23 protein-coding genes are annotated in these 20,604 nt (G+C 71.0%); 11 read left to right on the top strand and 12 right to left on the bottom strand.

Annotated elements, in window-relative coordinates:
- Positions 1-18 precede the first annotated feature (18 nt).
- From CBM981_RS04580 to CBM981_RS04545, 8 genes are all read left to right on the top strand, one after another.
- Complete coding sequence (locus tag CBM981_RS04580) at positions 19-651, top strand: MSMEG_0567/Sll0786 family nitrogen starvation N-acetyltransferase (RefSeq protein ID WP_087067442.1); 633 nt, start codon at positions 19-21, stop codon at positions 649-651.
- Positions 648-1,640 carry a sll0787 family AIR synthase-like protein gene (locus tag CBM981_RS04575; protein WP_087067441.1) on the top strand — a complete coding sequence of 331 codons (993 nt, stop codon included), beginning with the start codon at positions 648-650 and terminating at the stop codon, positions 1,638-1,640. The genes CBM981_RS04580 and CBM981_RS04575 overlap by 4 nt, the downstream gene beginning before the upstream one ends.
- A 64-nt stretch (positions 1,641-1,704) precedes the next feature.
- Positions 1,705-1,980: an MSMEG_0570 family nitrogen starvation response protein gene (locus CBM981_RS04570; RefSeq protein ID WP_087067440.1), complete on the top strand. Its 276-nt coding sequence runs from the start codon at positions 1,705-1,707 to the stop codon at positions 1,978-1,980.
- 82 nt (positions 1,981-2,062) lie between these two features.
- Positions 2,063-2,530 (top strand): nuclear transport factor 2 family protein, encoded by a 468-nt coding sequence (locus CBM981_RS04565; protein WP_087067439.1) that lies wholly within the window; start codon positions 2,063-2,065, stop codon positions 2,528-2,530.
- 129 nt (positions 2,531-2,659) lie between these two features.
- Positions 2,660-3,142 (top strand): hypothetical protein, encoded by a 483-nt coding sequence (locus tag CBM981_RS04560; RefSeq protein ID WP_087067438.1) that lies wholly within the window; start codon positions 2,660-2,662, stop codon positions 3,140-3,142.
- Between the two features lie 40 nt (positions 3,143-3,182).
- Positions 3,183-3,785 carry a triacylglycerol lipase gene (locus CBM981_RS04555; protein WP_225867535.1) on the top strand — a complete coding sequence of 201 codons (603 nt, stop codon included), beginning with the start codon at positions 3,183-3,185 and terminating at the stop codon, positions 3,783-3,785.
- Between the two features lie 53 nt (positions 3,786-3,838).
- Positions 3,839-4,954: a glycosyltransferase family 2 protein gene (locus CBM981_RS16080; RefSeq protein WP_087067437.1), complete on the top strand. Its 1,116-nt coding sequence runs from the start codon at positions 3,839-3,841 to the stop codon at positions 4,952-4,954.
- Positions 4,951-5,403: a hypothetical protein gene (locus CBM981_RS04545; RefSeq protein WP_172820814.1), complete on the top strand. Its 453-nt coding sequence runs from the start codon at positions 4,951-4,953 to the stop codon at positions 5,401-5,403. Before CBM981_RS16080 ends, CBM981_RS04545 begins: the two co-directional genes overlap by 4 nt.
- On the opposite strand, the gene CBM981_RS04540 is transcribed toward CBM981_RS04545, so the two are convergent.
- Positions 5,390-7,660: a beta-glucosidase gene (locus CBM981_RS04540; RefSeq protein WP_087067436.1), complete on the bottom strand. Its 2,271-nt coding sequence runs from the start codon at positions 7,658-7,660 to the stop codon at positions 5,390-5,392. The genes CBM981_RS04545 and CBM981_RS04540 overlap by 14 nt on opposite strands.
- 1,283 nt (positions 7,661-8,943) lie before the next feature.
- On the opposite strand from CBM981_RS04540, the gene CBM981_RS04535 reads away from it, so the two are divergent.
- Positions 8,944-9,516 (top strand): hypothetical protein, encoded by a 573-nt coding sequence (locus tag CBM981_RS04535; RefSeq protein WP_172820813.1) that lies wholly within the window; start codon positions 8,944-8,946, stop codon positions 9,514-9,516.
- Positions 9,517-9,534: 18 nt separating this feature from the next.
- Here CBM981_RS04535 and CBM981_RS04530 read toward each other — a convergent pair whose 3' ends face one another.
- The 8 genes from CBM981_RS04530 to CBM981_RS16075 all read right to left on the bottom strand — a co-directional run bounded on the left by CBM981_RS04530 (position 9,535) and on the right by CBM981_RS16075 (position 16,456).
- Entirely contained in the window at positions 9,535-10,653 is a 1,119-nt protein-coding gene (locus CBM981_RS04530) for a hypothetical protein (RefSeq protein WP_087067434.1), read from the bottom strand.
- A gap of 6 nt (positions 10,654-10,659) precedes the next feature.
- Positions 10,660-11,004 carry a type II toxin-antitoxin system PemK/MazF family toxin gene (locus CBM981_RS04525; RefSeq protein ID WP_087067433.1) on the bottom strand — a complete coding sequence of 115 codons (345 nt, stop codon included), beginning with the start codon at positions 11,002-11,004 and terminating at the stop codon, positions 10,660-10,662.
- On the bottom strand, positions 11,001-11,225 hold the full coding sequence (locus CBM981_RS04520; RefSeq protein ID WP_087067432.1) for a ribbon-helix-helix protein, CopG family: 225 nt from the start codon (positions 11,223-11,225) through the stop codon (positions 11,001-11,003). The genes CBM981_RS04525 and CBM981_RS04520 overlap by 4 nt, the downstream gene beginning before the upstream one ends.
- Positions 11,226-11,296: 71 nt before the next feature.
- Positions 11,297-11,848 (bottom strand): hypothetical protein, encoded by a 552-nt coding sequence (locus CBM981_RS04515; RefSeq protein ID WP_087067431.1) that lies wholly within the window; start codon positions 11,846-11,848, stop codon positions 11,297-11,299.
- Positions 11,849-11,850: 2 nt separating this feature from the next.
- The gene (locus CBM981_RS04510) at positions 11,851-12,207 is read right to left on the bottom strand and encodes a DUF5615 family PIN-like protein (protein WP_225867534.1); all 357 of its coding nucleotides are present in this window, start codon (positions 12,205-12,207) and stop codon (positions 11,851-11,853) included.
- A complete protein-coding gene (locus CBM981_RS04505) occupies positions 12,204-12,434 on the bottom strand; it encodes a DUF433 domain-containing protein (RefSeq protein ID WP_087067430.1) in 231 nt (76 codons plus the stop codon). The genes CBM981_RS04510 and CBM981_RS04505 overlap by 4 nt, the downstream gene beginning before the upstream one ends.
- A gap of 60 nt (positions 12,435-12,494) precedes the next feature.
- The gene (locus tag CBM981_RS04500) at positions 12,495-15,407 is read right to left on the bottom strand and encodes a DEAD/DEAH box helicase (protein ID WP_087067429.1); all 2,913 of its coding nucleotides are present in this window, start codon (positions 15,405-15,407) and stop codon (positions 12,495-12,497) included.
- A 128-nt stretch (positions 15,408-15,535) separates the two neighbouring features.
- Entirely contained in the window at positions 15,536-16,456 is a 921-nt protein-coding gene (locus CBM981_RS16075; RefSeq protein WP_087067428.1) for an AsnC family protein, read from the bottom strand.
- Between the two features lie 181 nt (positions 16,457-16,637).
- On the opposite strand from CBM981_RS16075, the gene CBM981_RS04490 reads away from it, so the two are divergent.
- Positions 16,638-18,821 carry an AAA family ATPase gene (locus CBM981_RS04490; protein WP_087067427.1) on the top strand — a complete coding sequence of 728 codons (2,184 nt, stop codon included), beginning with the start codon at positions 16,638-16,640 and terminating at the stop codon, positions 18,819-18,821.
- 14 nt (positions 18,822-18,835) lie between these two features.
- Here CBM981_RS04490 and CBM981_RS04485 read toward each other — a convergent pair whose 3' ends face one another.
- From CBM981_RS04485 to CBM981_RS15205, 3 genes are all read right to left on the bottom strand, one after another.
- On the bottom strand, positions 18,836-19,318 hold the full coding sequence (locus CBM981_RS04485) for a hypothetical protein (protein WP_157665333.1): 483 nt from the start codon (positions 19,316-19,318) through the stop codon (positions 18,836-18,838).
- Positions 19,319-19,381: 63 nt separating this feature from the next.
- Complete coding sequence (locus tag CBM981_RS04480) at positions 19,382-19,801, bottom strand: hypothetical protein (RefSeq protein WP_157665332.1); 420 nt, start codon at positions 19,799-19,801, stop codon at positions 19,382-19,384.
- Entirely contained in the window at positions 19,713-20,360 is a 648-nt protein-coding gene (locus CBM981_RS15205; RefSeq protein ID WP_157665331.1) for an HIRAN domain-containing protein, read from the bottom strand. Before CBM981_RS15205 ends, CBM981_RS04480 begins: the two co-directional genes overlap by 89 nt.
- Here CBM981_RS15205 and CBM981_RS04465 point away from each other — a divergent pair.
- Positions 20,355-20,600, top strand: a complete 246-nt coding sequence (locus tag CBM981_RS04465) for a type II toxin-antitoxin system Phd/YefM family antitoxin (RefSeq protein WP_255376842.1) — start codon at positions 20,355-20,357, stop codon at positions 20,598-20,600. The two genes, CBM981_RS15205 and CBM981_RS04465, sit on opposite strands and share 6 nt — an antisense overlap.
- Positions 20,601-20,604 lie beyond the last annotated feature (4 nt).

The raw sequence follows: 20,604 nt of genomic DNA, 5'->3' as shown, positions 1-20,604 counted from the left end.
CGCCCCCCTGTACTGCCCATGTTCTTCATCGATCCCAGCAGCCACGACATCGGCCGCAGCCCCAGCTCCGCCCCGGCCGCCTTCACCCCCTCGGTGCGCTGGGGCATCCCGCTGGAGGCGGAGGACTTCGAGCTCTCCCCCACGGCCAGCTCCCAGGACTTCTCCTTCCACGTGCTCGGCCCCGACTCCCGCCTGCTGCCGAGCTACTGGGACCTGCGCAGCCGCATCTTCTGCGAGGAGCAGCACCTGTTCGAGGACTCGGACCGGGACGAGCTCGATGGCCGGGCCCACCCGATCGTGGCCCTCTCCCACCACAGCGCCCGGGCCGGCGAGGCAGTGGGGGTGGTGCGGATCGTGGAGCTCAGCCCGCGGGTGTGGCAGGGCGGCCGGCTGGGGGTGGATGCCGACTTCCGCCGGCTCAACCAGATCGGCAAGGGCCTGATCTGGAAGGCGGTCACCACCGCCCACGGCTGGGGCTGTGACCGCTTCCTCGCCACCGTGCAGCGCCAGAACGTGCCCTTCTTCCGGCGGCTCCACTGGCGCGCGATCGAGGCGCTCGAGATCCGTGGCCTGCCCCACCAGCTGATGGAGGCCGACCTCAGCTACTACCGGCCGTCCCGGGAACGCCGGCCGCTCGCCCCGGCCGCATGACCCCCGATGAGCTGGAGGCCCTGCGCCTGCGGCTGAGCCGGCATCCCGGCCTGTGCGGCAAGGAGGAGATCCAGCTGCCGGCGGGCATGTTTCCGGCCCTGCCCTTTCCCGCCCTGGGGCCGGCGGCCGCCCTCGGCGACGACGCCGCCCTGCTGCCCGGCCTCAGCGGGGCGCTGCTGCTGGCCTCGGAGGGGATGGATCCGGCCCTGGTGGCGGAGGATCCCTGGTTCGCCGGCTGGTGCGGGGTGCTGGTGAACCTCAGCGACATCGCGGCCATGGGCGGCCGGCCCGTCGCTCTGGTGAACAGCCTCTGGGCCCGCGGCGAGCCCCAGGCGCGGCAGCTGCTGGCGGGGATGCGCCAGGCGGCCGACACCTTCGCGGTGCCGGTGGTGGGGGGGCACACCAACCTGCACAGCCCCTACGACGCCCTGGCGGTGGCGGTGCTGGGGGTGGCGCCCGGCCCGGTGCTCTCGGCGCGGGCGGCCCGGCCGGGCGATCGCTGCCACCTGCTGGTGAACACCCGGGGGCGGCTGTACCGCCACTACCCCTTCTGGGATGCCGCCACCCAGGCCGAGCCCGCCCTGCTGCGGCGCCACCTGGCCCTGCCGGTGCAGCTGGCGGCGGCGGGGCTGGTGCGGGCCGCCAAGGACATCAGCATGGGCGGCCTGGTGGGCACGGCGGAGATGTTCGCCGAGGCGGCGGGCTGCGGGCTGGAGCTCCAGCTGGAGGCGCTGGAGCCGCCCGCCGGGCTCAGCCTGGAGGCCTGGCTCACCTGCTTTCCGAGCTTCGGCTTTCTGCTGGCGGTGCCGCCGGAGCGGGCGGAGGAGCTGCGGCGCCGCTCGGCCTCGCACCCGGAGCTGCTCTGCGCCGACATCGGCGGCTTCCAGGCCGGCGACCCCGGCGTGGTGCTGCGGGCCGCCGGGGCGCGCTGCCCGCTGCGGCCGCCGCGGCAGCCGCTCACCGGCTTCGGGGCCCTGGCCGATCTGTGACGGTCGCCACGGCGATGCCGTCGGGATCCTGGAACGATGCCCGGCAGCTCACCGCCCCCGCTCCGTGCCCGAAGTCCAGCTCACCCTGCAGTGGCCGGATGGCTCCCGCTCCCGGCTCTATTCCCCCTCCACCGTGATCCTCGAGCACCTGCCCCCTGGGCAGCAGCTCACCGTGGCGGAGCTGGAGGCCCGTGGCCTGGCCGCCCTGGCGCAGGCCTCCGAGCGGGTGCGGGCCCGCTACGGCTTTGCCTGCACCCGCACCGACGAGGAGGCCCGCAAGCTGCAGCAGAGCGTGGCCGGCTTCAGCGCCGAGCAGCTGGTGCGGATCCAGGCGGCCTGAGCGCCGCCTAGCCACCGCCCCCATTCACCGCCCACAACCACCGCCCCACAACCGCCGCCCCACCGCTTTCCCCAACCCCCGCATGACCCCGAAGCCGCCCCTGCCCCCGTTCGATCGCGACAGCGCCATCCTCAAGGCCCGCATGGCCGAGAACGCCTGGAATTCCCGCGATCCGGCCCGGGTGGCGCTGGCCTACAGCGAAGACAGCGTGTGGCGCAACCGGGCTGAATTTATCCGCGGCCGCGACGAGATCGAGGCCTTCCTGCAGCGCAAGTGGGCCAGGGAGCTCGACTACCGCCTGATCAAGGAGGTGTGGGCCTGGCAGGGCAACCGCATCGCCGTGCGCTTCCAGTACGAGTGGCATGACGATGCCGGCAACTGGTTCCGCGCCCACGGCAACGAGAACTGGGAGTTCGATGAGGAGGGCCTGATGCGCCGCCGCGAGGCCAGCATCAACGACGTGCCGATCCAGGAGAGCGAGCGCCGCTTCCACTGGCCCCAGGGGCCCAGGCCGGATGACCACCCCGGCCTCACCGAGCTGGGGCTCTGAGGCGGGTGGCCCCGCCCCCATCCAGGTAGCGTTCTGGGTTCCCATGCTCTCTGGGCCATGCGCGGCCAGTCAGTTCCGACCACGGTCCTCCCAACTTCGAGGCGGCCTGGCGCGCCCCGCTTCCGGCGGATGGATCGGGCCATCGGTGCTGTGCTGCTGGGCCTGCCGGTGCTGCTGGCGGGCGGAGCAGTCCAGGCCCAGAGCCAGCCGGAACCCCATCAGGGCTGCCGCTTCCTGCTGCCGATCGGCGGCAGCGGCGGGCCGGTGGTGGAGAAGCGCATCAGCCCGGATGGCCTGATCCGCCGCACCAACTGGAACACCGACTTCGCCGTGGACCGGGCCTTCACCAGCTACCGGATCACCCTGCAGTCGGCCTCCAGCGATCCGGGCGTGTTTCCCACCGCGGCCTTCCTGCGCTTCACCGACAACAGCGACCTGCGCCTGGTGAACGAGAACCTCAACCTCCAGCCCCGGGAGGAGCGCCAGTTCGGGCCCTTCCCGGCGGTGCCCGGCAAGCGCACCAGCCAGGTGAATGTGCGGGTGGGATCGAGCGCGATGCCGGGCTCCACGGGCTTCAGCTACCGCGTTTCCGTCCAGGGCTGCGGCGCCTAGGCGCTGTGTTGCCCAGGCCGGCCGGGCGTTGAATGGAGGAGTGACAGCGACCTCCGCTCCCCCCCTGGTGCTCGTGCACGGCCTGCTGGACACGCCCGCCGTGTTCCGGGGCCTGAAGCGGGAGCTGGCCGGGCGGCGGGAGCCGCTGCTGATCCCGGCCCTGCCGCTGCGGCTGGGCCGCACGCCGGTGCTGGAGGCCGCCGAGCTGCTCGGCAGCCACATCGAGGCCGCCTTCGGGCGTCAGCAGCCGATCGACCTGCTGGGTTTCTCGATCGGCGGGGTGATCGCCCGCTGCTGGATCCAGCTGCTCGGCGGCCACGGGCGCCTGCGCCGCTTCATCAGCGTGGGCAGCCCCCAGCAGGGCACGCTCACGGCCCAGCCCTGGCCGGCGCGGCTGTTCCGCGGCATCGGCGATCTGCAGTGGGGCAGCGCCCTGCTGGAACGGCTCAACCGGGATCTCGACCCCCTGCGCCGGATCGAGTGCCACAGCTTCTACTCCGGCCTCGATCTGGTGGTACTGCCGGGCTGGCGGGCGGTGCTGCCGGTGGGGGCGCGCACGATGCTGCCGGTGCTCACCCATCCCCAGCTGCTGCGCGACCGGGCGGCGCTGCGGCCGCTGGCGAAGGAGCTGCTGCGGCCCTGAGCCCCGCCCGGGGGGAGTTCCTAGGCTGAGAGCCCCCAGGAGGGCAGGCCGCGATGGGATGGCTGGGAGTCTCCCTGGTGGTGCGCTGGCTGCTGGGCTGGGGCCTTGCCCTGCGGCTGCCGCAGCTGCCCGCCGCGGTGCAGGAGCCGGAGGGGCGGCAGGTGTCGCTGCTGATCCCGGCCCGCAACGAGCAGGCCACCCTGCCTCACCTGCTCACGGCCCTGGCGGGCCAGACGATCACCCCCCTGGAGGTGATCGTGGTGGACGACCACTCCAGCGATGCCACCGCCGCCATCGCCCGGCAGGCCGGGGCCGAGCACACCGGATCCCTGTCGGTCCGGGTGCTGCAGCCGCCGCCGCTGCCCGAGGGCTGGTGCGGCAAGACCTGGGCCCTCCACCACGGCGTGCTCGCCAGCCGCGGCGCGGTGCTGGTGTTCCTCGATGCCGACACCGAGCCGGAGCCCGGGTTCCTGGCCCGGCTGCTGGAGCGGCACCGCGAACTCGGCGGTCTGGTGTCGGTGCAGCCGTACCACCGCACCGAACGCCCCTACGAGCAGCTCTCGCTGCTGTTCAACCTGGTGGGACTGATGGCGGTGCCGCTCGGGCCCGGCTGCGGCGTGGCCTTCGGGCCGGCGATGGCGTGCAGCCGGGCCGACTACGACCGCGCCGGCGGCCATGCGGCCGTGGCCGGCCGGGTGGTGGAGGACTGGTTCCTGGCCCACCGCTTCGAGGCGGTGGGGCTGCCGGTGAGCGCCTTCATCGGTGCGGACCAGATCGCCTACCGCATGTACCCCGGCGGGCTGGGGGAGATGGTGATCGGCTTCGACAAGAACTTCGCCACCGCCGCCGGCGAGGTGCGCTGGCCCTGGATGCTGGCGGTGCTGCTCTGGCTCTCGGGCCTGTTCTGGGCCGCCTGGTGCCTGCCGGCGGCCCTGCTGGGCTGGCCCCTGGTGGGCGATCGCTCCCTGCTGCTGAACGGGTTGATCTACGCCGCCTTTGCCCTGCAGCTGCTGGTGCTCACCCGCCGGGTGGGCCGGTTCCGCTGGATCAACCTGGTGTTCCCCATCCCGGTGCTCTTCTTCCTGGGGGTGTTCGTGCTGGCGATCCTCAACCTGGAGCGGGGCCGGGTGCAGTGGAAGGGCCGGGTGTTCAGCACCCGCTCGCCATGACCGCTGCCCCTGCCCTGATGCCCCTGCTCAGCTCGGTGGGCTACTGGCTGCTGCTCTCGCTGCTGGTGGGGGGTGTGGCCAACCGGCTGCCGCCCGCCTGGCTGGCCTGTCCGCCCCTGCGCCGTGCCGGCCCCGCCGTGCCGGGCATCCGCCGCTGGAAGCGCTGGATCCCGGATGCCGGCCCGGCCCTGCCGGGGGGCGTGCGCAAGGCCAGCCTGGTGCAGCGGGATCCGCAGGCGCTGGAGCGGCTGGCCCTGGAATGCCGCCGGGCCGAGTGGGTGCACTGGCTGCTGTGGGCGGGCTGGATTCCCACCCTGTTCTGGTTGCCGCTGGCGGGGGTGGTGGTGAATCTGCTGTTCGCCACTGCCGCCAACCTGCCCTGCCTGCTGCTGCAGCGCCACAGCCGCCGCCGCGTGCAGGCGACGCGGGAGCGGCTCAGTCGGGGATGAGGGTCTCCTCCAGCTCGAGGGCCACCGCCTGGCCCGGGTCGTCGGCATGGCGGGCCACCACCAGCCGGTGGCGGCCGGCTTCCACCACGAAGGCATCCCGGGCGGCATCGAAGCAGGCGAGCTGGCGCAGGGGGATCACCAGCGCCACGCTGCGCTCCTCCCCCGCCTCCAGCGGCACCCGCGCGAAGGCCACCAGGGTGCGGGCCGGCCGCTCCATCAGCTCCCCCGGGGGCTCCAGGTACACCTGCACCACCTCGGCCGCGGACCTGGCCCCCTCGTTGCGCACCTGCAGGCGCAGCTCCACCCGCAGGCCCGGCTCCGTGCCTCTGCGGAGCACGGCCTCCGGAGCGCCCAGGTGGAAGCGGCCGTAGCTGAGCCCGAAGCCGAAGGGGTAGGCCGCGGGCCGGCCGAGCCGCTGCAGCAGCCGGTAGCCGTGCCAGAGGTCGTAGCGCACCCTGGGTGCCCGCGGCTCGAACGAGGGCAGATCCGCCCCCTCGCGGGGCAGGCTGAAGGGCAACCGACCGGAGGGCGACACCGCGCCGAACAGCACGTCCGCCAGGGCATGGCCCCCCTGCTCGCCCGGATACCAGAGCAGCAGCAGCCCCGGCACCAGGTGCCGCCAGGCCTCGCAGAGGATGGCGCCGCCGCCCATCAGCACCACCACGGTGCGCGGATTGGCGGCCGCCACGGCTCGGATCAGGGCCACCTGATCGGCGGGCAGGCACAGGTCGGTGCGATCGCCGGCAGCGAAGTCGCCCCGCACGGAGGGGGTGGCATGGCTGGTGAGCCAGGCGAGCAGATCCGCCACGGGCTGCCACAGCCGGCGCCGCAGGCGGGGGCCGAGCCGGCGCTCCAGCCACTGCGGCGGCGGGATCAGCCGCAGGATCGGGGCGATGTCGCCCGGGTGGATGTGCTCCCCCTCCAGGCTGCTGTCCAGCCCCACCACCACCACGGCCGCCTCACAGCGGGCCGCCAGGCCGGCAGCCGCCGCCGGGTTGCGGCCGTCGCCATGGTGGAGTGCCAGATCCGGCCGGGCCGCCCGCAGGCCCTGCAGCGGCGTCACCACCGCGCCGGCGGGCGGCCGGGTGTCGGAGGAGCCCCGATCGCCCAGGTTTTCGTCCTGGGCGAGGCGGCCCAGCACCGCCAGGGAGCCGAGCTCGCCGAACGGCAGCACGGGTTGGCCGCCGGCCACGGGCTCGTTGCGCAGCAGCACGAAGGATTTCTGAGCCGCCTCCCGGGCCAGGGCCCGATGGGCGTCGCAGCGGCGCAGGGCGGCGGGATAGGAGCCGCTGGGGAGACGCAGTTGCAGGCGCAGCTGCCGCGCCACCGCGTCGTCGAGGCGCTCCAGGGGCACGGCCCCGCTGGCCAGGGCCTCGGCAACGCAGCCGTGCAGCACCATCTGGAACGGCATCTCCAGGTCGAGACCCGCCTGCAGGCCGGCCACGCCGTCGCGCAGACCGAAGATAAAGTCGGTCACCACCAGCCCCTGGAAGCCCCAGCGGCGCTTGAGGATGGCCGTGAGCAGCTCCGCGTGTTCGCCGCACCAGATCCCGTTCACCCGGTTGTAGGCGCTCATCACCGAACCGGCGCCGGCGGCCACGCAGTCGCGGAACTGGGGCAGGTAGAGCTCGTGCAGCACCCGGGGGCTGGCCTCCACATCCACCAGGAAGCGGGAGCTGTCGATCGAGTTCAGCGCCAGGTGCTTGACGCAGGCGATGGTGTGCCGCTCCAGGCCGCGGGTCATGGCCGCGCCCAGGGCGCCCACGTGCTGCGGGTCTTCGCCGTAGGTCTCCTGGGCCCGGCCCCAGCCGGGGTGGCGCAGCAGGTTCACGCACACCGCCGCCACCCAGTTGGCGCCGAAGGAGCGGGCCTCGCGGGCGATCGCCTCGCCGATCCGCTCCTCGAGATCGGCATCCCAGCTGGCACCGCGGGCGATCGCCACCGGGAAGGTGGTGGCGCCGCCCTGGAGCACCACCCCGCGCGGACCATCCACGAACTGCAGCCCCGCCAGCCCCAGCCGCGGCACCACGCCCGCCGGCCAGGGGTGGCGGTGGGAGGCGTCGTGGAGGGCGATGTCGGCCATGCCCGACCAGAAGGGCGTGGAGCCGCTCAGCAGATCGAGCTTCTCGGCGGGGGTGAGCTGGGCCAGCAGCTGCTCCACCCGGGCCTCCAACTGGGCCTTCCCCCGGGCTTCCACCGGGTCCGGTCTGGGGTCCGGAGTGGGGTCGGGGCCCCGGGGTTGCGTGGTGGTGTCCATGCTGGGGCGGCGATGGCTGGGCCCTGAGCGGCCAGGAAGGAAGGCGCCCCGTGGGGGGCGCCTTTGCACCGGTTGCGGAGGGTCACCCGGGCGAACGGGTGTGCTCCGGTCGGGTGTCTGCAGGTGAGGGTCAACCTGTCGGGGGCCTGGCAGGCAAGGACATGCAGGAGTTACGGCGCTGGGGAGAGATGCTCGAGGCTTGACCTCCGCAGCTGTCAACTCCGCCCGGGTGATACAGCCCGGGGGTTCAAGGAACGGGAGACAACAGTGGCGTCTGGCTGATCAACAACGGTGCGATGGCGTTCGCGCTGCGCCAGCGGCACCTGCGCTGGTGGGTTTCATCCAATCGCACCTCCATGGCGGGCACCGGCTCGGGCAGAACCTGGCCGGACTCTCAAGGAGGAAGAGGGCGGCCCGGAGGCCGTGCCTCCCCTCAACTTCAACGTACGCCTCCCGGCTGCCAGCGGCGCACTCCAGGCGTTCCTGTTTCCGTACCGCCAGGCGATGGAGCAGCTCAGGCATAAAGGCCTATTGCCCTCGCCGGGCCGGCGGACGATGCTGTGCACATCGGGATTCGGAGGTTCCAGTCCATGGAAGACACCCCCCCTGAGCAGCTGAAAGGAGCGAACTGACGTTCGGACCCTGCTCCAACAATCTCACCTGATTTCCGGTTTCCCCGGCGCCTGTCCTCGTCGCCGTCCATTGCACCGTTCACGAGCAGTTTGTACAACGAGAACGCGCCCGCGCCCGTTCTCGAGCCACGCTCCCAGGTGCCCCGGACCCAGCGGGAAGCCCCACTCGAGCCATGGCCCCAGGTGCCATCGCCAGGCAGCTCCGCCAACAACTGAAGACTCCGCAGATCTGGCCATCAAGATCTGACGATCCGATCGATCGCCAAGGCAGCCATCCCAGGGGCCGACCCCGCTGATGACCTGTACCGCGAAGCAAAGCCCGGGGCCTGCGCCTCGGGTTTTGTTCTGTCTGGGTTTCTCTCTGGGATTTTCTCTGGTTTCCGTCTGGGAATCGGTCCGGGTGTCGTGATCATGCAGCGCGTGCATTGCTTCCGAAAGTTCCTGCCGAATCGCGCAGAATGACCCCGCCCAAGGTCGAGGCGACGGCGACCTCACGTCTAGCCTTGCTGCCAGCATTTCTGCCGTGGTTGGGAGATGGCCACGTTTGATTTCTCGCGGGTTCGCAGTAGCGGTGTGTCCACAGCTGGGCGTGTGTCTGCCCTGCCGCGCGTGTCTGATCTTGTGGTGAGGTCTGTATCCAGATCCCGGGTTGTGGCTTCTGCCAGGGTCGGGCTGCCGGGCTTCTCCTCCATCAGGGCCCTGATCACGATCTCCGGGCGCTTCCAGTACTCCGGAGGGGATCTCAGCGGCGGTGTCGTGTCCGCTCTGGGCTACAGGCTCGATCGCCTGGGCAGCTTCTCGATCCGCGGGCTGCAGCTGGGTGTAGCGGAGCTGGCTCGCCTGGGTGGCTCGGTGTCCGGTGTCCAGGCCCTCTGGCGCCGGATGATTGAGGGCGACGACACCATCATCGGCTCCCGCCAGAGTGACTGGCTGCTCGGCTCCGCCGGCGACGACCTCATCCTCGGCGGCCCCGGCAATGACCTCATCAACGCCGGCACCGGCTTCAACCGCGTCACGGGCGGCCTCGGCGCCGACACCTTCGCTTTTCAGATGGGCGCGGGCTTCACGGAGGTCACCGATTTCCGCCCCGGGGTCGACCGGCTTTCCCTGGCCGGCCTGGGCCGTGTGACCTCGAGGCGGCAGGGCAGCACCTGGCAGCTGTTCTCCGGCGCAGACCTGGTGGCCGAATTCAGGGGCACGCCCACGGATCCGCTGGCGGCCTGAAGGCAGCCGCTTGGGGGGTCAGCCCGGATTCCAGAGCCGCAGGCCGTGGTGCCGCCGGCGAACCTCCACCACCTCGCCCCAGGTGCGGAAGGGAGGCGGGGGCAAATAACACCCCTGCTGGGGGTCGTAGGCCCCCGCCATGCCAGTGATCACCGCCATGGCATCGGTGGCGGCGGCCTTGACGCCGTCGTCGGTGCAGCGGGCGCCGCCGTAGAAGTCGTTGCCTGGCCAGGACACGTGATCCCAGGCCACCAGGCTGTAGAGGCGGCAGGCGCTGAAGTCTTCCGCGCTGACCTCAGCCTCGGGCCCGGCGTAGGCGGAGGGGGCGCAGAGCTGCGGGATCGGCTGGTTGCCCGCTGCCTTCGAGGGCCGCACCTGATAGAGGAGGCCGTGAATCCACTCCCGGCTGTTGGCGCATGCGCTCCAGGGATCGAAGTGGATGGCCCGGATGTGGGGCAGCTCCTGGCCGGCCTCCTGCAGCAGGGTCCGCAGCACCCGCTCCAGCAGCGGTCCCAGCTGGCCGCGGAAGGGGCCCGCGAACTGGCCGCAGCCCAGCCCCGGCACGGTGATCAGCGCCGAGCGCGGCGCGGCGGCATCGGCGTTGATCCAGCGCAGCAACGGCAGCAGGCGGCGGCGGTAGAGCCCCAGCAGGCCTGCGGGCGAGAGGTCGCCGCGCCCATCCACCACCTCGCGCCAGTCGGCGGGCTCCTGGCCCTGATCGTTGCGCAGCAGGGCACCGGCCACGAACACGAGCGTGGCCGGGAAGGGCCGGGGGTGGGCCACCGGAGCGGTGTGGTCGCCGTTGTCGAACACCGTCACCGGCAGCGCCATCGAGCAGTCGCCCAGCAGGCCCAGCTCGGCGAGGGTCCAGTCGGAACCATCGCCGGCCACCTCGCTCTCCGCGAAGATCCGCGGCCGGCGGGTGTCGCAGAGCAGGCCGAGCAGCTCCAGGGGGGTGAGCTGGTCCAGCTGCCGCGCCTGCCCCTGCCCCAGCCCCTGCAGTTGTTCGGCCAGCAGCACCCCGGGCTCGGCGGCGCCGGCGATCAGCGCCTCGCGGTACCTGGCCGCGCGCTCGAGAGTGTCGGCGGGGATGATCGGGGTGCAGCCGCTGGAGCTGCTGCGGCGGTGGGCTGCCATCAACCTTCAGTGCAGCTCCAGCCAGCCGCGCAGCGCCAGATCCAGCTCGTGCAGCGGCTGGAGCTCCAGTTGGCCCACCAGCTCGCCCACGGCCTGGATCGGCACCGTGAACAGCTTGTCCACCATCAGCTGCGAGGGCTTGCGCAGGCCATTGTGCGGCGTCGGTGCCACGGGGATCCGCACCAGCGGGGCATCGATCAGGGTGCTGGTGAGGGGGCAGAGCGTGACGCTGGGATGGGCCTGCAGCCAGCGGTCGGCCTGCACCACCAGCGCCGGCCGGGGCCTGCCGGAGTAGGCGCCGGGGCTGGCCACGGTGACCACGGTGCCGCGGCGCAGGGCGAGGCGGGTCATGCCGTCCAGTCGCTCCAGTCGGGCAGCTGCTCACTCCAATGCCGGTGCCCCTGCGCCGCCAGCTGCTGCGATTGCCTGCGGGCCTCGTCGCCATCGTCGTGGCGCATCAGGTACTGGCTGATGGCCTCGCGGATGCAAGCACTGCGGCTCTTGCCCAGTTGGCGCGCCAGCTGGTCGAGTCGCCGCTCCACCTCGGGGTCGACGCGCACACCGATCACCATGGCGGCGTACGTACAACGATTTGTGCAACAGCCTAGGAGGGGAGGCTGGTCAACGGGAGCTCAGGGCGTGCTCAGGGCGTGCTGCCCGGCTTGTGGATGCCGTCGAGGCGCATCACCACGGGCGGCTGCAGAGGCTGGAGCTGGCCGGCGGTGGCCTCGAGCAGGGCCACCAGGAGGGTGATCAGCAGGATGTAGTCGCGCAGGTGGGGATCCAGCACGCCCTGGGGGGAGGGGTGGGGTTCCCCCTTGGCGTTGGTCACCTCCCCGAGCAGCGGGATCTGGTACGCCTCACCACCGATCAGGACAGGTTCGGGCTTGGGGGCGTAGGGGTACCCCAGGGCCTCGCATAGCGGTTGGAAGAACAGCTCACGCTGAAGCCGCAGGCGCTCGGCGGGATCCGCCGTGATGCCCAGCTCCGCCTCTCGCAGCTTCTGCCAGGGTTTGCGCAGAGCCTTGAACAGCGCCTCTGGTGTGGAGACATCGGCAAGGGGATCGGCCTGGAGTTGAGCCGTGGCCTCCTCCGCCCAGCGTTCACGCACCTTCTTGATGTCGTTCGTCAGCACACTCTCGAGGTAGTGGGCGGAATAGAACTCGTTGGCGTTGCTGATGCCGGGGAGGGCCATGGTCAGGGTTTGCGAAGCGTGAGCAGGGATGTGATCGGGTCGTTGATGAAGGTTTCGATCGCTGTGGCATGGGCCAACAGAATCCGTACCATCTCCGCCGTACTGGTGTTACCCACCACCAGCCAGACCACCTTTGGTGGAGCACCTCGCAGGAGGCTCATGCCGCGAAAGTCATCGTCTTTGGTGACGATGGTGTAGCCGTTCTCGGCAGCGAATGTCCAGATCTGCTGATCGCTCTGGCCTTTCAGCTGGACGTCGCGAACATGCACGCTGCTTGGAAACACCTCAGAGAGCGCAGGGGCCAGTCGAGGGCTCAGATTCTCATCCAGCAGGAAACGGCTGCTCACCGCGATGGTCAAGCCACGGTGAGCTCACTGAGCCGCTTCTCGCGCTCAGCGGCGTAACGCAGCACGGCTTGGATGTGCTCAGCTTGCAGATCGGGAAAGTCCGCCAGGATCTCCTCCTGGCTCATGCCGCTGGCGAGGTACTCGAGCACATCGGAAACGCTGATGCGCGTTCCCGCTACGCAGGCTTTGCCGCTGCGCACGCCTGGGGTGCAGGTGATCAGGGGAGTGGGGGAGCTCATCGTGTCACGGCTGGGGAGGAGGGTGTCAGAACGCTATGCAGGGTGAGGGGCGAGGCATGGTCAACTGCTGTTGCGGTGCAGCACGGCCACCACCTTCAGATAAGGGGCGGGTTCAATGGTCATCACATCATTCACAAAGCGTTCGTGATCGTCGAAACGCACGTCGATCGCCTTCTGCTGGGCCAGGCGCTGCTTCTCCTTGATCTGCTGCGGTCGCTGATCCGCCGCGAAGCTCAGCTGCAGCTGCTCCTCCTGGCGGCCTCGCAATCGCTTCAGACGCTCGCGCTGGGCCTGCAGCTCCGGTTGCATGCGGGCGGTCCAGCTGTCCCCGCAATCGCGCAGGTATGCATTGGCCCGCTGCACCGCAAACGGAAGCTGCTTGGCCAAGTGAATCGGGATGGCCGCCTTGGGGTTGGCGTAGGCCTTGCGACCCAGCTGCAACCGTTCGGCCACCGCCGCGAACGGCTCCACGGCCACCACATTCAGCCCCGATCCTGCGAAGCGCACCGCCACCCACTCCTGCACCACCGGCATTCCTTTCTGGTTGGGGATCGTGCCCTGAAACACCATCAGCACCTCTCCAGGGTCCAGGCCATCGCTGAGCTGGAGCACCGGTGCGCAGTGGCGTGGATAGGCGATCTGGCCCCGGTCCGCCAGCCAGTCCACCACCGGGTGCAGATCCCACAGGTATTCCAGCTCGGGCCGGGTGGCGTCCTGCCGGCGGCTCTGCTCGAGAGCCCGCTGCAGGGCCGCCACCTCGGTGGAGAGGACCAGGCGTTGGCCGGGGGGCGGCTGCAGTTCATGGGGGTAGCGGCCGTAGCGGCGTTGCAGGTCGCTCGGCGGCGTGATCTCCAGCCGCTGGTGCTCCTGATCCGCTTGCAGATCGAGCTTCTCGCCGCGGCGCTCCATCTGCTCGGCCACCGCCTCCAGGGCCGACTCCACGTAGCTCCAGAGGCTGGGGAAGAGGCTGAAAGGTGCACGTTGCTGCACCTGCGGCGGCGGTGGGGCAGCGGCGTCACCGTGAACGGATGAGCCGCTGCCGAACAGCTCCTCGAACAGGTTGTCGCCCCTGCCCTGCTCCAGATAGGGCCTGGCGTTGGCCTCCATCCGCTGCTCCAGCACGTCCACCATGCCGCTCTCCCATGCCCGGCTGATCTCCTCTTCCTCGCTGGCTGCGTCATAGACACCCAGGAACACGGCCGGATCGCCGATGTTCTGCTGGGCCTGTTCGTCCTTGCGCTTCAGCAGCCGCAGCACCTTCTCGGCATCGCCCATCCCCTCGCTGCGGGAGCAGCTCAGCAGGTAGCGGATCTGGGGCTGCTGGCTCTGGCCGTAGCGATCGATGAGCCCGTTGCGCTGCTGCAGCGTCATCAGCGACCAGGGGATATCCACATGCACCAGCCGGTGGCTGAGGTAGTGGAGGTTCAGGCCTTCGGAGGCCACCTCCGTAGCCACCAGGATCCGCACCGCCTTGTTCTCCTGGGCGAACTGCTCCACCACCTTGGTCTGCTCCACATCCGGCATGGCGCCATCAAGCCCCACCACCGCGCCCTCGGGCAGGCCCAGATCCGCGGCCAGGTGCTGCAGCAGGAAGCGCTGGGTTTCGCGCCGGCCGGTGAACAGCACGATCCGGTCCCTGGGATCCTGGCCGCTCCAGCCCCAGTCGGCACGGATCAGCTGCAGCAGGCGCTGGTATTTGGAGAAGTCGGCCGGGCCGATGGCGGCCAGCAGGGGTTCGAGCTCCTGCAGAATCGCTGCGTCGGCGGGGGCCGGTGTGGGAGCCACCGCCAGCCGCTTGAGCCGGTTGCGCACGGTTTCCAGCGCCGCCATCGGGCTGGAGAGCAGGCTCTTGATCAGGGTGGTCTTGAACAGCTGGCCCGCCTTGGCCTTGGCGTCGCTGTCGGGGAGCTTGAGGTCTTTGAGCAGGGCGAACACCCGCTCCTCCCTCCCGCTGGCCGGGCACTCCACATCGGCGCTCTCCCGTTCCTTCACGCTGCTGCGCAGGTCGGCAATCACGTCCTTGCGGAAGCGCCGCACGTAGAGGTCCTTGATGTCGTCTTTGGTGTAGTGGCTCGGATCGGCGATGGCCGTGGGATCGAGCATGTTCATCAGGCTCGCGAAGCTCTCCGGCTTGCCGTCGTGCGGCGTCGCCGACAGCAGGATCAAGGTTTCCGACCGGGTGGCCAGGCGTTCGGCCAGCCGCGCCCTCTGGCTTTTCTGAGCGCCGCGGGCCCGCTCTGCCACGTTCTGGCACTCATCAATCACGATGATGTCCCAGCCGGCGTTATCGAGATAGAAGCGGTAATCGCGGTCGTTCTTGAGCGTATCCACCGACACGATCGCCTTGTCGTAGTAATGAAAAGGGTTCTGATTGGTAGGGATCTGCTCGCGGATCCGCTGGATGCCCACCGAATCCAGCCGCACCAGCGGGATCGAAAAACGGGTCCAGAACTCCTTCTGAAACTGCACCAGCATGCTCTTGGTGGTGACCACCAGCAGGCGCTTCCCCCGCCCGCGCCGGATCAGCTCGCTGCAGAGAATGCCGCACTCCAGCGTTTTCCCCAGACCCACCGCATCGGCGATCAGCAGCCGCTGGCGCGGCATCGCCAGCGCCTTGGCCGCCGGTTCGAGCTGGTAGGGCAAGGCATCCATGGCCGCCCGATGCCCCACCACCAGGGCGCCATCGGTGGGCACCGTCCGGCGCAGATGGGCCTCCAGGAACAGCAGGCTGTCGCGGTAGCGGGGCGACGGGTCGCTCACCAGGGCCGTGTCTTCCGGCTGCAGCACCTTGAAGCTGCCAGCGGCCTTCTCCACCTCCACCAGGAAGCGGGCCTCCTTCTCCCGCAGGAACGGCGACACGCCCACCACATCCACCACCTGCTGGCCGTCGGAGCTGCGGCCCAGGCTGCGCACCAGCCATTCGGCGCTGCGGCACTCGATGCGGGCCCCGGGGGCGAGAACGGATTCGGGCATCAGCCTCTGGCCTGTGTGCCTGGGGGCGTGGCCTTGCAAGGCATCGTCCGGGCAGTGCAAGCAACTCACCCCACTTTGGGGCTGCTGCCCACCCTTGGGAAGCACACCCCCTGCGGGCAGCCGGGAAATCACGACTCCGATGCACCAGGCGCATGGCCCTGGGCACCGTTGCGCACCAACCCCGCCTGCTCCGCCACCAGCCTCGCCAGCTCCGCCAGCACCCCCTGCCCCCGCCACCCCGCCGGCAGCACCAGCAGCACCGGCAGGCTGAGCGGATGGGGCAGCGGCAGCCGCTGCAGGGTCTGCCACCAGCCGGGGGGTTCCAGGGCGGGCAGGGGCATGGCCAGGGCTGAGGCCTCCAGCTGGCGGCGCCACTGCTCCGGGCTGTGGCTGGTGTTGCCGGCGGTGATCAGGCGCAGGCCCCGCTCCTGCAGGGCGCGCTGCAGGCCCCGCGCCACCCCCCGGTGGGGCACCAGCACCGGCGGCGGCTTGGCGTGGTTGCCGGCCGGCGCGGCGGTGGCCAGGCTGAGCGGCAGCGCGCCCAGGGGCAGCAGCTCCAGCTCGCGGCGGTCGACCCCATGGCCGTCGAGCTCCGCCGCGGCCGGCAGCTCCAGGCCGGAGACCAGGGCCCCATCCAGCACCCCCTGGCGCACCAGCTCCAGCCAGGTGTCGGCGGCGCGGAAGCGGGGCGGGGCGGGCAGCAGCTCGGCGCAGCCCGCCAGCAGCGGCTGCAGGAACAGATCCGCCCCAAAGCGGGCCACGCCGGCCTCCAGGCGGTGGGCGCGGCAGCCCAGCCGCAGCAGCCGCATCGCCGTGGAGGTGCCGTAGCAGCAGCCCACGCGGCGGCGGCGCTGGGGCACGAAGGCGAAGTCCGCCGCCAGGGCGCGGTAGCGGCGGCTCACGGTGGGCTGGCTCAGCCCCACGTGGCGGGCGGCCTCGGTGGTGGTGCCGCTCAGCTCCAGCAGATCCAGCAGGCGGATGTCCTGCAGCAGGGCCGGCAGGCGGTAGGCGGCGGCGGGCGGGGGCTCGTCGGGAACGGAGAGGGGCACCGGAGGAGGGTGGGCGCTGCTGACAGCTTCCGGCCGGCGCGGCGTTTCCGGGCGACAGCTCGTGCGAACGAGCACGACCCGCCGCGGCCATCGGCGCTGCGTCTGGCGCCCTGGCTGCTCCTTCGCATGAGAATTCGCCAGACAGCAAGCGGCCCCCTGGCCCGGTGAGCAGACTGCGCCGATGCCCTCCCCTTCTCCTGCCGGCGCAGCGGCGTCCCCGCCCTCGCGGGCAGTGGCTCCCCTGCGCTGCCATCTGCTGATCGGGCCGCCCGCCAGTGGCAAGACCACCCTGGCCCGGGCGCTCGCGCCCCTGCTCAGCGGCCCCGGTGACCCAGCGGCGCTCGTCCTCTCCACCGATGCGATCCGCGCCGAGGTGTTCGGCGATGCGGCCGTGCAGGGCCCCTGGCTCGACATCCAGCAGCGGCTGCATCAGCGCCTCCGTGAGGCGGTGGCCGCCGGCATTCCGGTGATCGTGGATGCCACCCATGCCCGCCGCCCCTGGCGGCTGGCGATTACCCAGGCCCTGGCGCTGCCCGCGCCGGTGGAGTGGATCGGCTGGTGGCTCTACACCCCCATGGCCACCTGCCTGGAGTGGAACACAACACGCCGGCGCCGGGTGCCCGAGCCGGTGATCCGCGAGATGGCGGCGGCCCTCGCCGATCCGGTGTTCGGGCCCTCCCGCGCCGAGGGCTTCGCGGCGGTGGTGGCGGTGGTGCCCACCCATCAGCACGCGCTGGAGCCGCTGCTGCGCGATGAGCTGGCCCGGCTGGACCGGCGCATCCGCTCCGCCCGCAACCGGGAGCGCCATCTCGAGCTGCACGGCTACTCGCGCCTGCTCGATCTGGAGCGCCTGCTGCATCTGCTGCGCCTGCTCAGCACCCACCCCGGCCTCGAGGCCGCCGATCCGGCCAGCCGCGGCGCGCTGGAGGCGATCGTGAGCCCCTTGCCTGAGGGGGATCTGGCCGACCGGGCCGCGGTGTTCCTGCGCCGGCTGCACGGCGAGTGCTACGGCGATGCCGCCGCGATCCGCAACGATCTCGCCTGGCTGGCGGCCAACGGCCTCTGCGACGCCGGGCCCGGGCGCAGCCCGATCCGGCTGGCACCGCCGCCCGATCCCCGCCATGCGGCCAGCGGCGCCCTCGGCGGCGTGAACGGCGGCTACCCCACCCCGGGCGACGGGCCGGTGTTCCAGCGGCTGTTCACCCTGCTGCGCCACCTGCTGCAGCAGCCCTTCGACCATCAGGCCGGCCGGCCCCTGCCCGAGCACCTGATCGAGCGCACCGGCGCCATCCCCGGCGCCTATCTGTCCGGCGAGGCGGCCACCCTGCGCAAGGACCTTGAGAAGCTGCTCACCCCCTACGGCTTCCGCTCCCGCAACGACAACGTGCGCCACGGCTATGCCCTCGGCACCGCCCTGCTCTCGGCCCACCGGCTGCGGGAGGTGCACGCCGTGGTGAGCCAGGCGGCCGGGCGGCTTGAGGATCCCAGCGCCCAGGACCTGCTGGCCGAGCTGGAGCAGCGGCTGCAGTGGGGCGGCATCGGCCTGGATCGGCAGGCGCCGGTGCGGGCCTTCGCCAACCGCTCGATCGTGAGCGGCGCCCTGGTGCGGCCCGACTGCCTCGCCGCCGAGCGCCAGGCCGAGCGGCTCGAAACCGCCATCGTGGAGCGTCGGCGGGTGGTGCTGGAGCGCTACAGCGCCGCCGGCACCTTCGCCGACAGCCCCAGCGGCCTTCTGCTGGTGTGGCCCCTGCAGATCCTCTTCCACAACATCGGCTGGTACCTGGTGTACGAGGACGACAGCGTGGGCCGGGAGGAGGGTCTGATCCGCACCGAGCGGCTCGACCGGCTGGCCCTGCGCCGCAGCGAGGGGGGCAATCGCCGCGAGGACGGGCCCCACCATCGGGCGCTGGCGCGGCTGGCCGCGTTGCTGCACCACTGCGGCGGCATCTACTTCGGCGACAACCTCGAGGCCCAGCTGCGGCTCTGCAGCGCCAGTGCGTCCGTGCGGGCCCGGCAGCTCACCACCCTGCGCTTCTGCTGCCAGGGCTGGAGCTTCGCCTTCATCCGCGAGGGGCTGCAGCGCTACCCGATCGAGCACACCCGCTTCTCGCGGCCGCTGCCGGGCGACAGCTGGTGGCACCACCCCAACGCGCCGCACCGGCTCGATCCCGGCCCCGCCACAGACACCCACCCCTACCCGGTGGAGCTGGACCTGCCCAGCTGGACCGTGGAGCGCGACATCGACCTGCGCAACTGGCTGTTCGGCTTCGGGGCCGGCATCCGCATCGAGAGCCCGGCGGCGCTGCGGCAGGAGCACATCACCCGGCTCCGGGAGGCGCTGGCGGTGTATGGGGAGCAGGGCTGAGCAGCGCCTGTGTTTCACAGGCAGTACTTCTCCACAACCCAGCGCACCTTGCCGGGCTTGGTTTCCATCCACAGCGCCTCGTGTTCCATGGGCTGGCCTGAGCGGCCTGAAGACCGCAGGCTGTTCCTCAACGACTCCATCTGCACAGGCCCCAGGGGCATAGCGCTCTTGGCGATGCCAAGGGGTTGCCCCTCGCCGTTGTTGTGCTTGCAGTCCTGAGCCGCATGCACGAGCTCGTGCCAGAAGGTTTCTTCGATGGCGTGGTGCGGCTGGGGGCGCGAGATGATCCTCTCCGTGCTGATCGAGAGCTCAGACTTCGGGAAGTCATACCAGCCGTAAATCTCCTTCTGGCGGCAGATCGGTGCGTCTTCCCGGATGCGGATGTGCCGCGCCATCCGGCGGTAGAAGGCCACCGTGTCGTCGGAGAGGACTTCGAGAAACACCATCGTCGTCAGCGGTCTGCGTCCTGCTGAAGCCATGGTGCCGGGCTGCGGCACCTGGATCAGGGAGCTGGTGCGAATGACCAGATGCAGCTCTCAGTCTTGCGGAATCCGGCCCTCTCAGCGGCGCCCGTGGTTGGGGCTGTGCAGGTGGCCGCCGCAATGGCCGATCACCACCTGGCCAAGCTCGTCATCCCAGGCGAAGTGAATGCGCAGGGTGCGGTTTGTTGAATCCTTGATGCCGATCTTCAGGTGCTGCCACATCACCACCTCCTTGCCGTTGTAGGTGAAGGTGCGGCTGCGCCGGCCTCTCCAGTTGCGCTCGATCGTGCTCGACTCCCGCGCCGCATAGCTGGCGCCCAGCGCCTCTCCGGCGATCCGATCGGGGGCGCCATCGAGCTTTCTCCGCCGGTACTCCGTGGCCAGCAACCAGAGCAGATCGAACAGCTGATCACCCAGCTCGAAGCCGGCGGCCGCATCGGCCGATTTCCAGGCGCTCTCCAGCACCAGCAGATGCCCCGGGCAGAGCTGTTCGCTCACCAGCTCCAGGCAGGTTCGGGGGGAGAGCCGCTCCGCTTTCACCAGCTCCCGCCTCCCGCAGGCGGCGGCTGGCGCGGGCGATCGGGATGGCGATCTGCACCCGGAAGGCATCGCGCCGCGAGGTGGTGGCCAGCCCGCTCACCACGGCCTCCAGGCCGGTGGCGACCTCCGGCACCTCCTCCACGAGCAGGGCGGCCATCGATCGGGGGATGTAGCCGATCGCCTGCTGCTTCCACTCCACCGCCACGGCCTTGGCATCAAAGGCGTTGCCGGGCTCGTGGCGCAGGGTGAGCGGATCGCCGATGGCGATGCCGAGGGCCATCTTCCCGGCCGCATCGCTGAGCCTGTAGGCCAGGAAGGTCTGCAGGATCTCGGCACTGCTCTGCTGCTGCCGCCGGCGCCGGGCGGCCTGCCGCTCCGCCGAGGCGGCGTTGTCGAGATGCTGCAGGCTGCGGAAGAGGTGGCCTTTGGGGGGCCTCGGACAGCCAGGCTCGACCGGGTCGACTAAGCTGGTTGAGCAGAGCGGATGCGGGTCCTGATGCGTCAGGTGAACATGCACGAAGCCAAGACCCACCTCTCCCGCCTGGTGGAGGAAGCGGCTGCCGGTGAGGCGTTCGTGATCTGCAAGGCCGGCCGTCCGATGGTGCGTGTCACCGCCCTCGATGACGCCGGCTCCGCCCCACCTCCGCGGCGGCGCCTGGGTCTGCTGCAGGGCCAGTGCCAGGTGCCCGATGACTTCGACCGGATGGCGGCCGCGGAGATGGCCGATCTGTTCGAGGGCCTCGAGCAGAGGGGCTGAACCC

Source organism: Cyanobium sp. NIES-981, from assembly GCF_900088535.1.
Taxonomy (GTDB): Bacteria; Cyanobacteriota; Cyanobacteriia; order PCC-6307; family Cyanobiaceae; genus NIES-981.
This window is presented reverse-complemented; position numbering and strand designations above follow the sequence as displayed.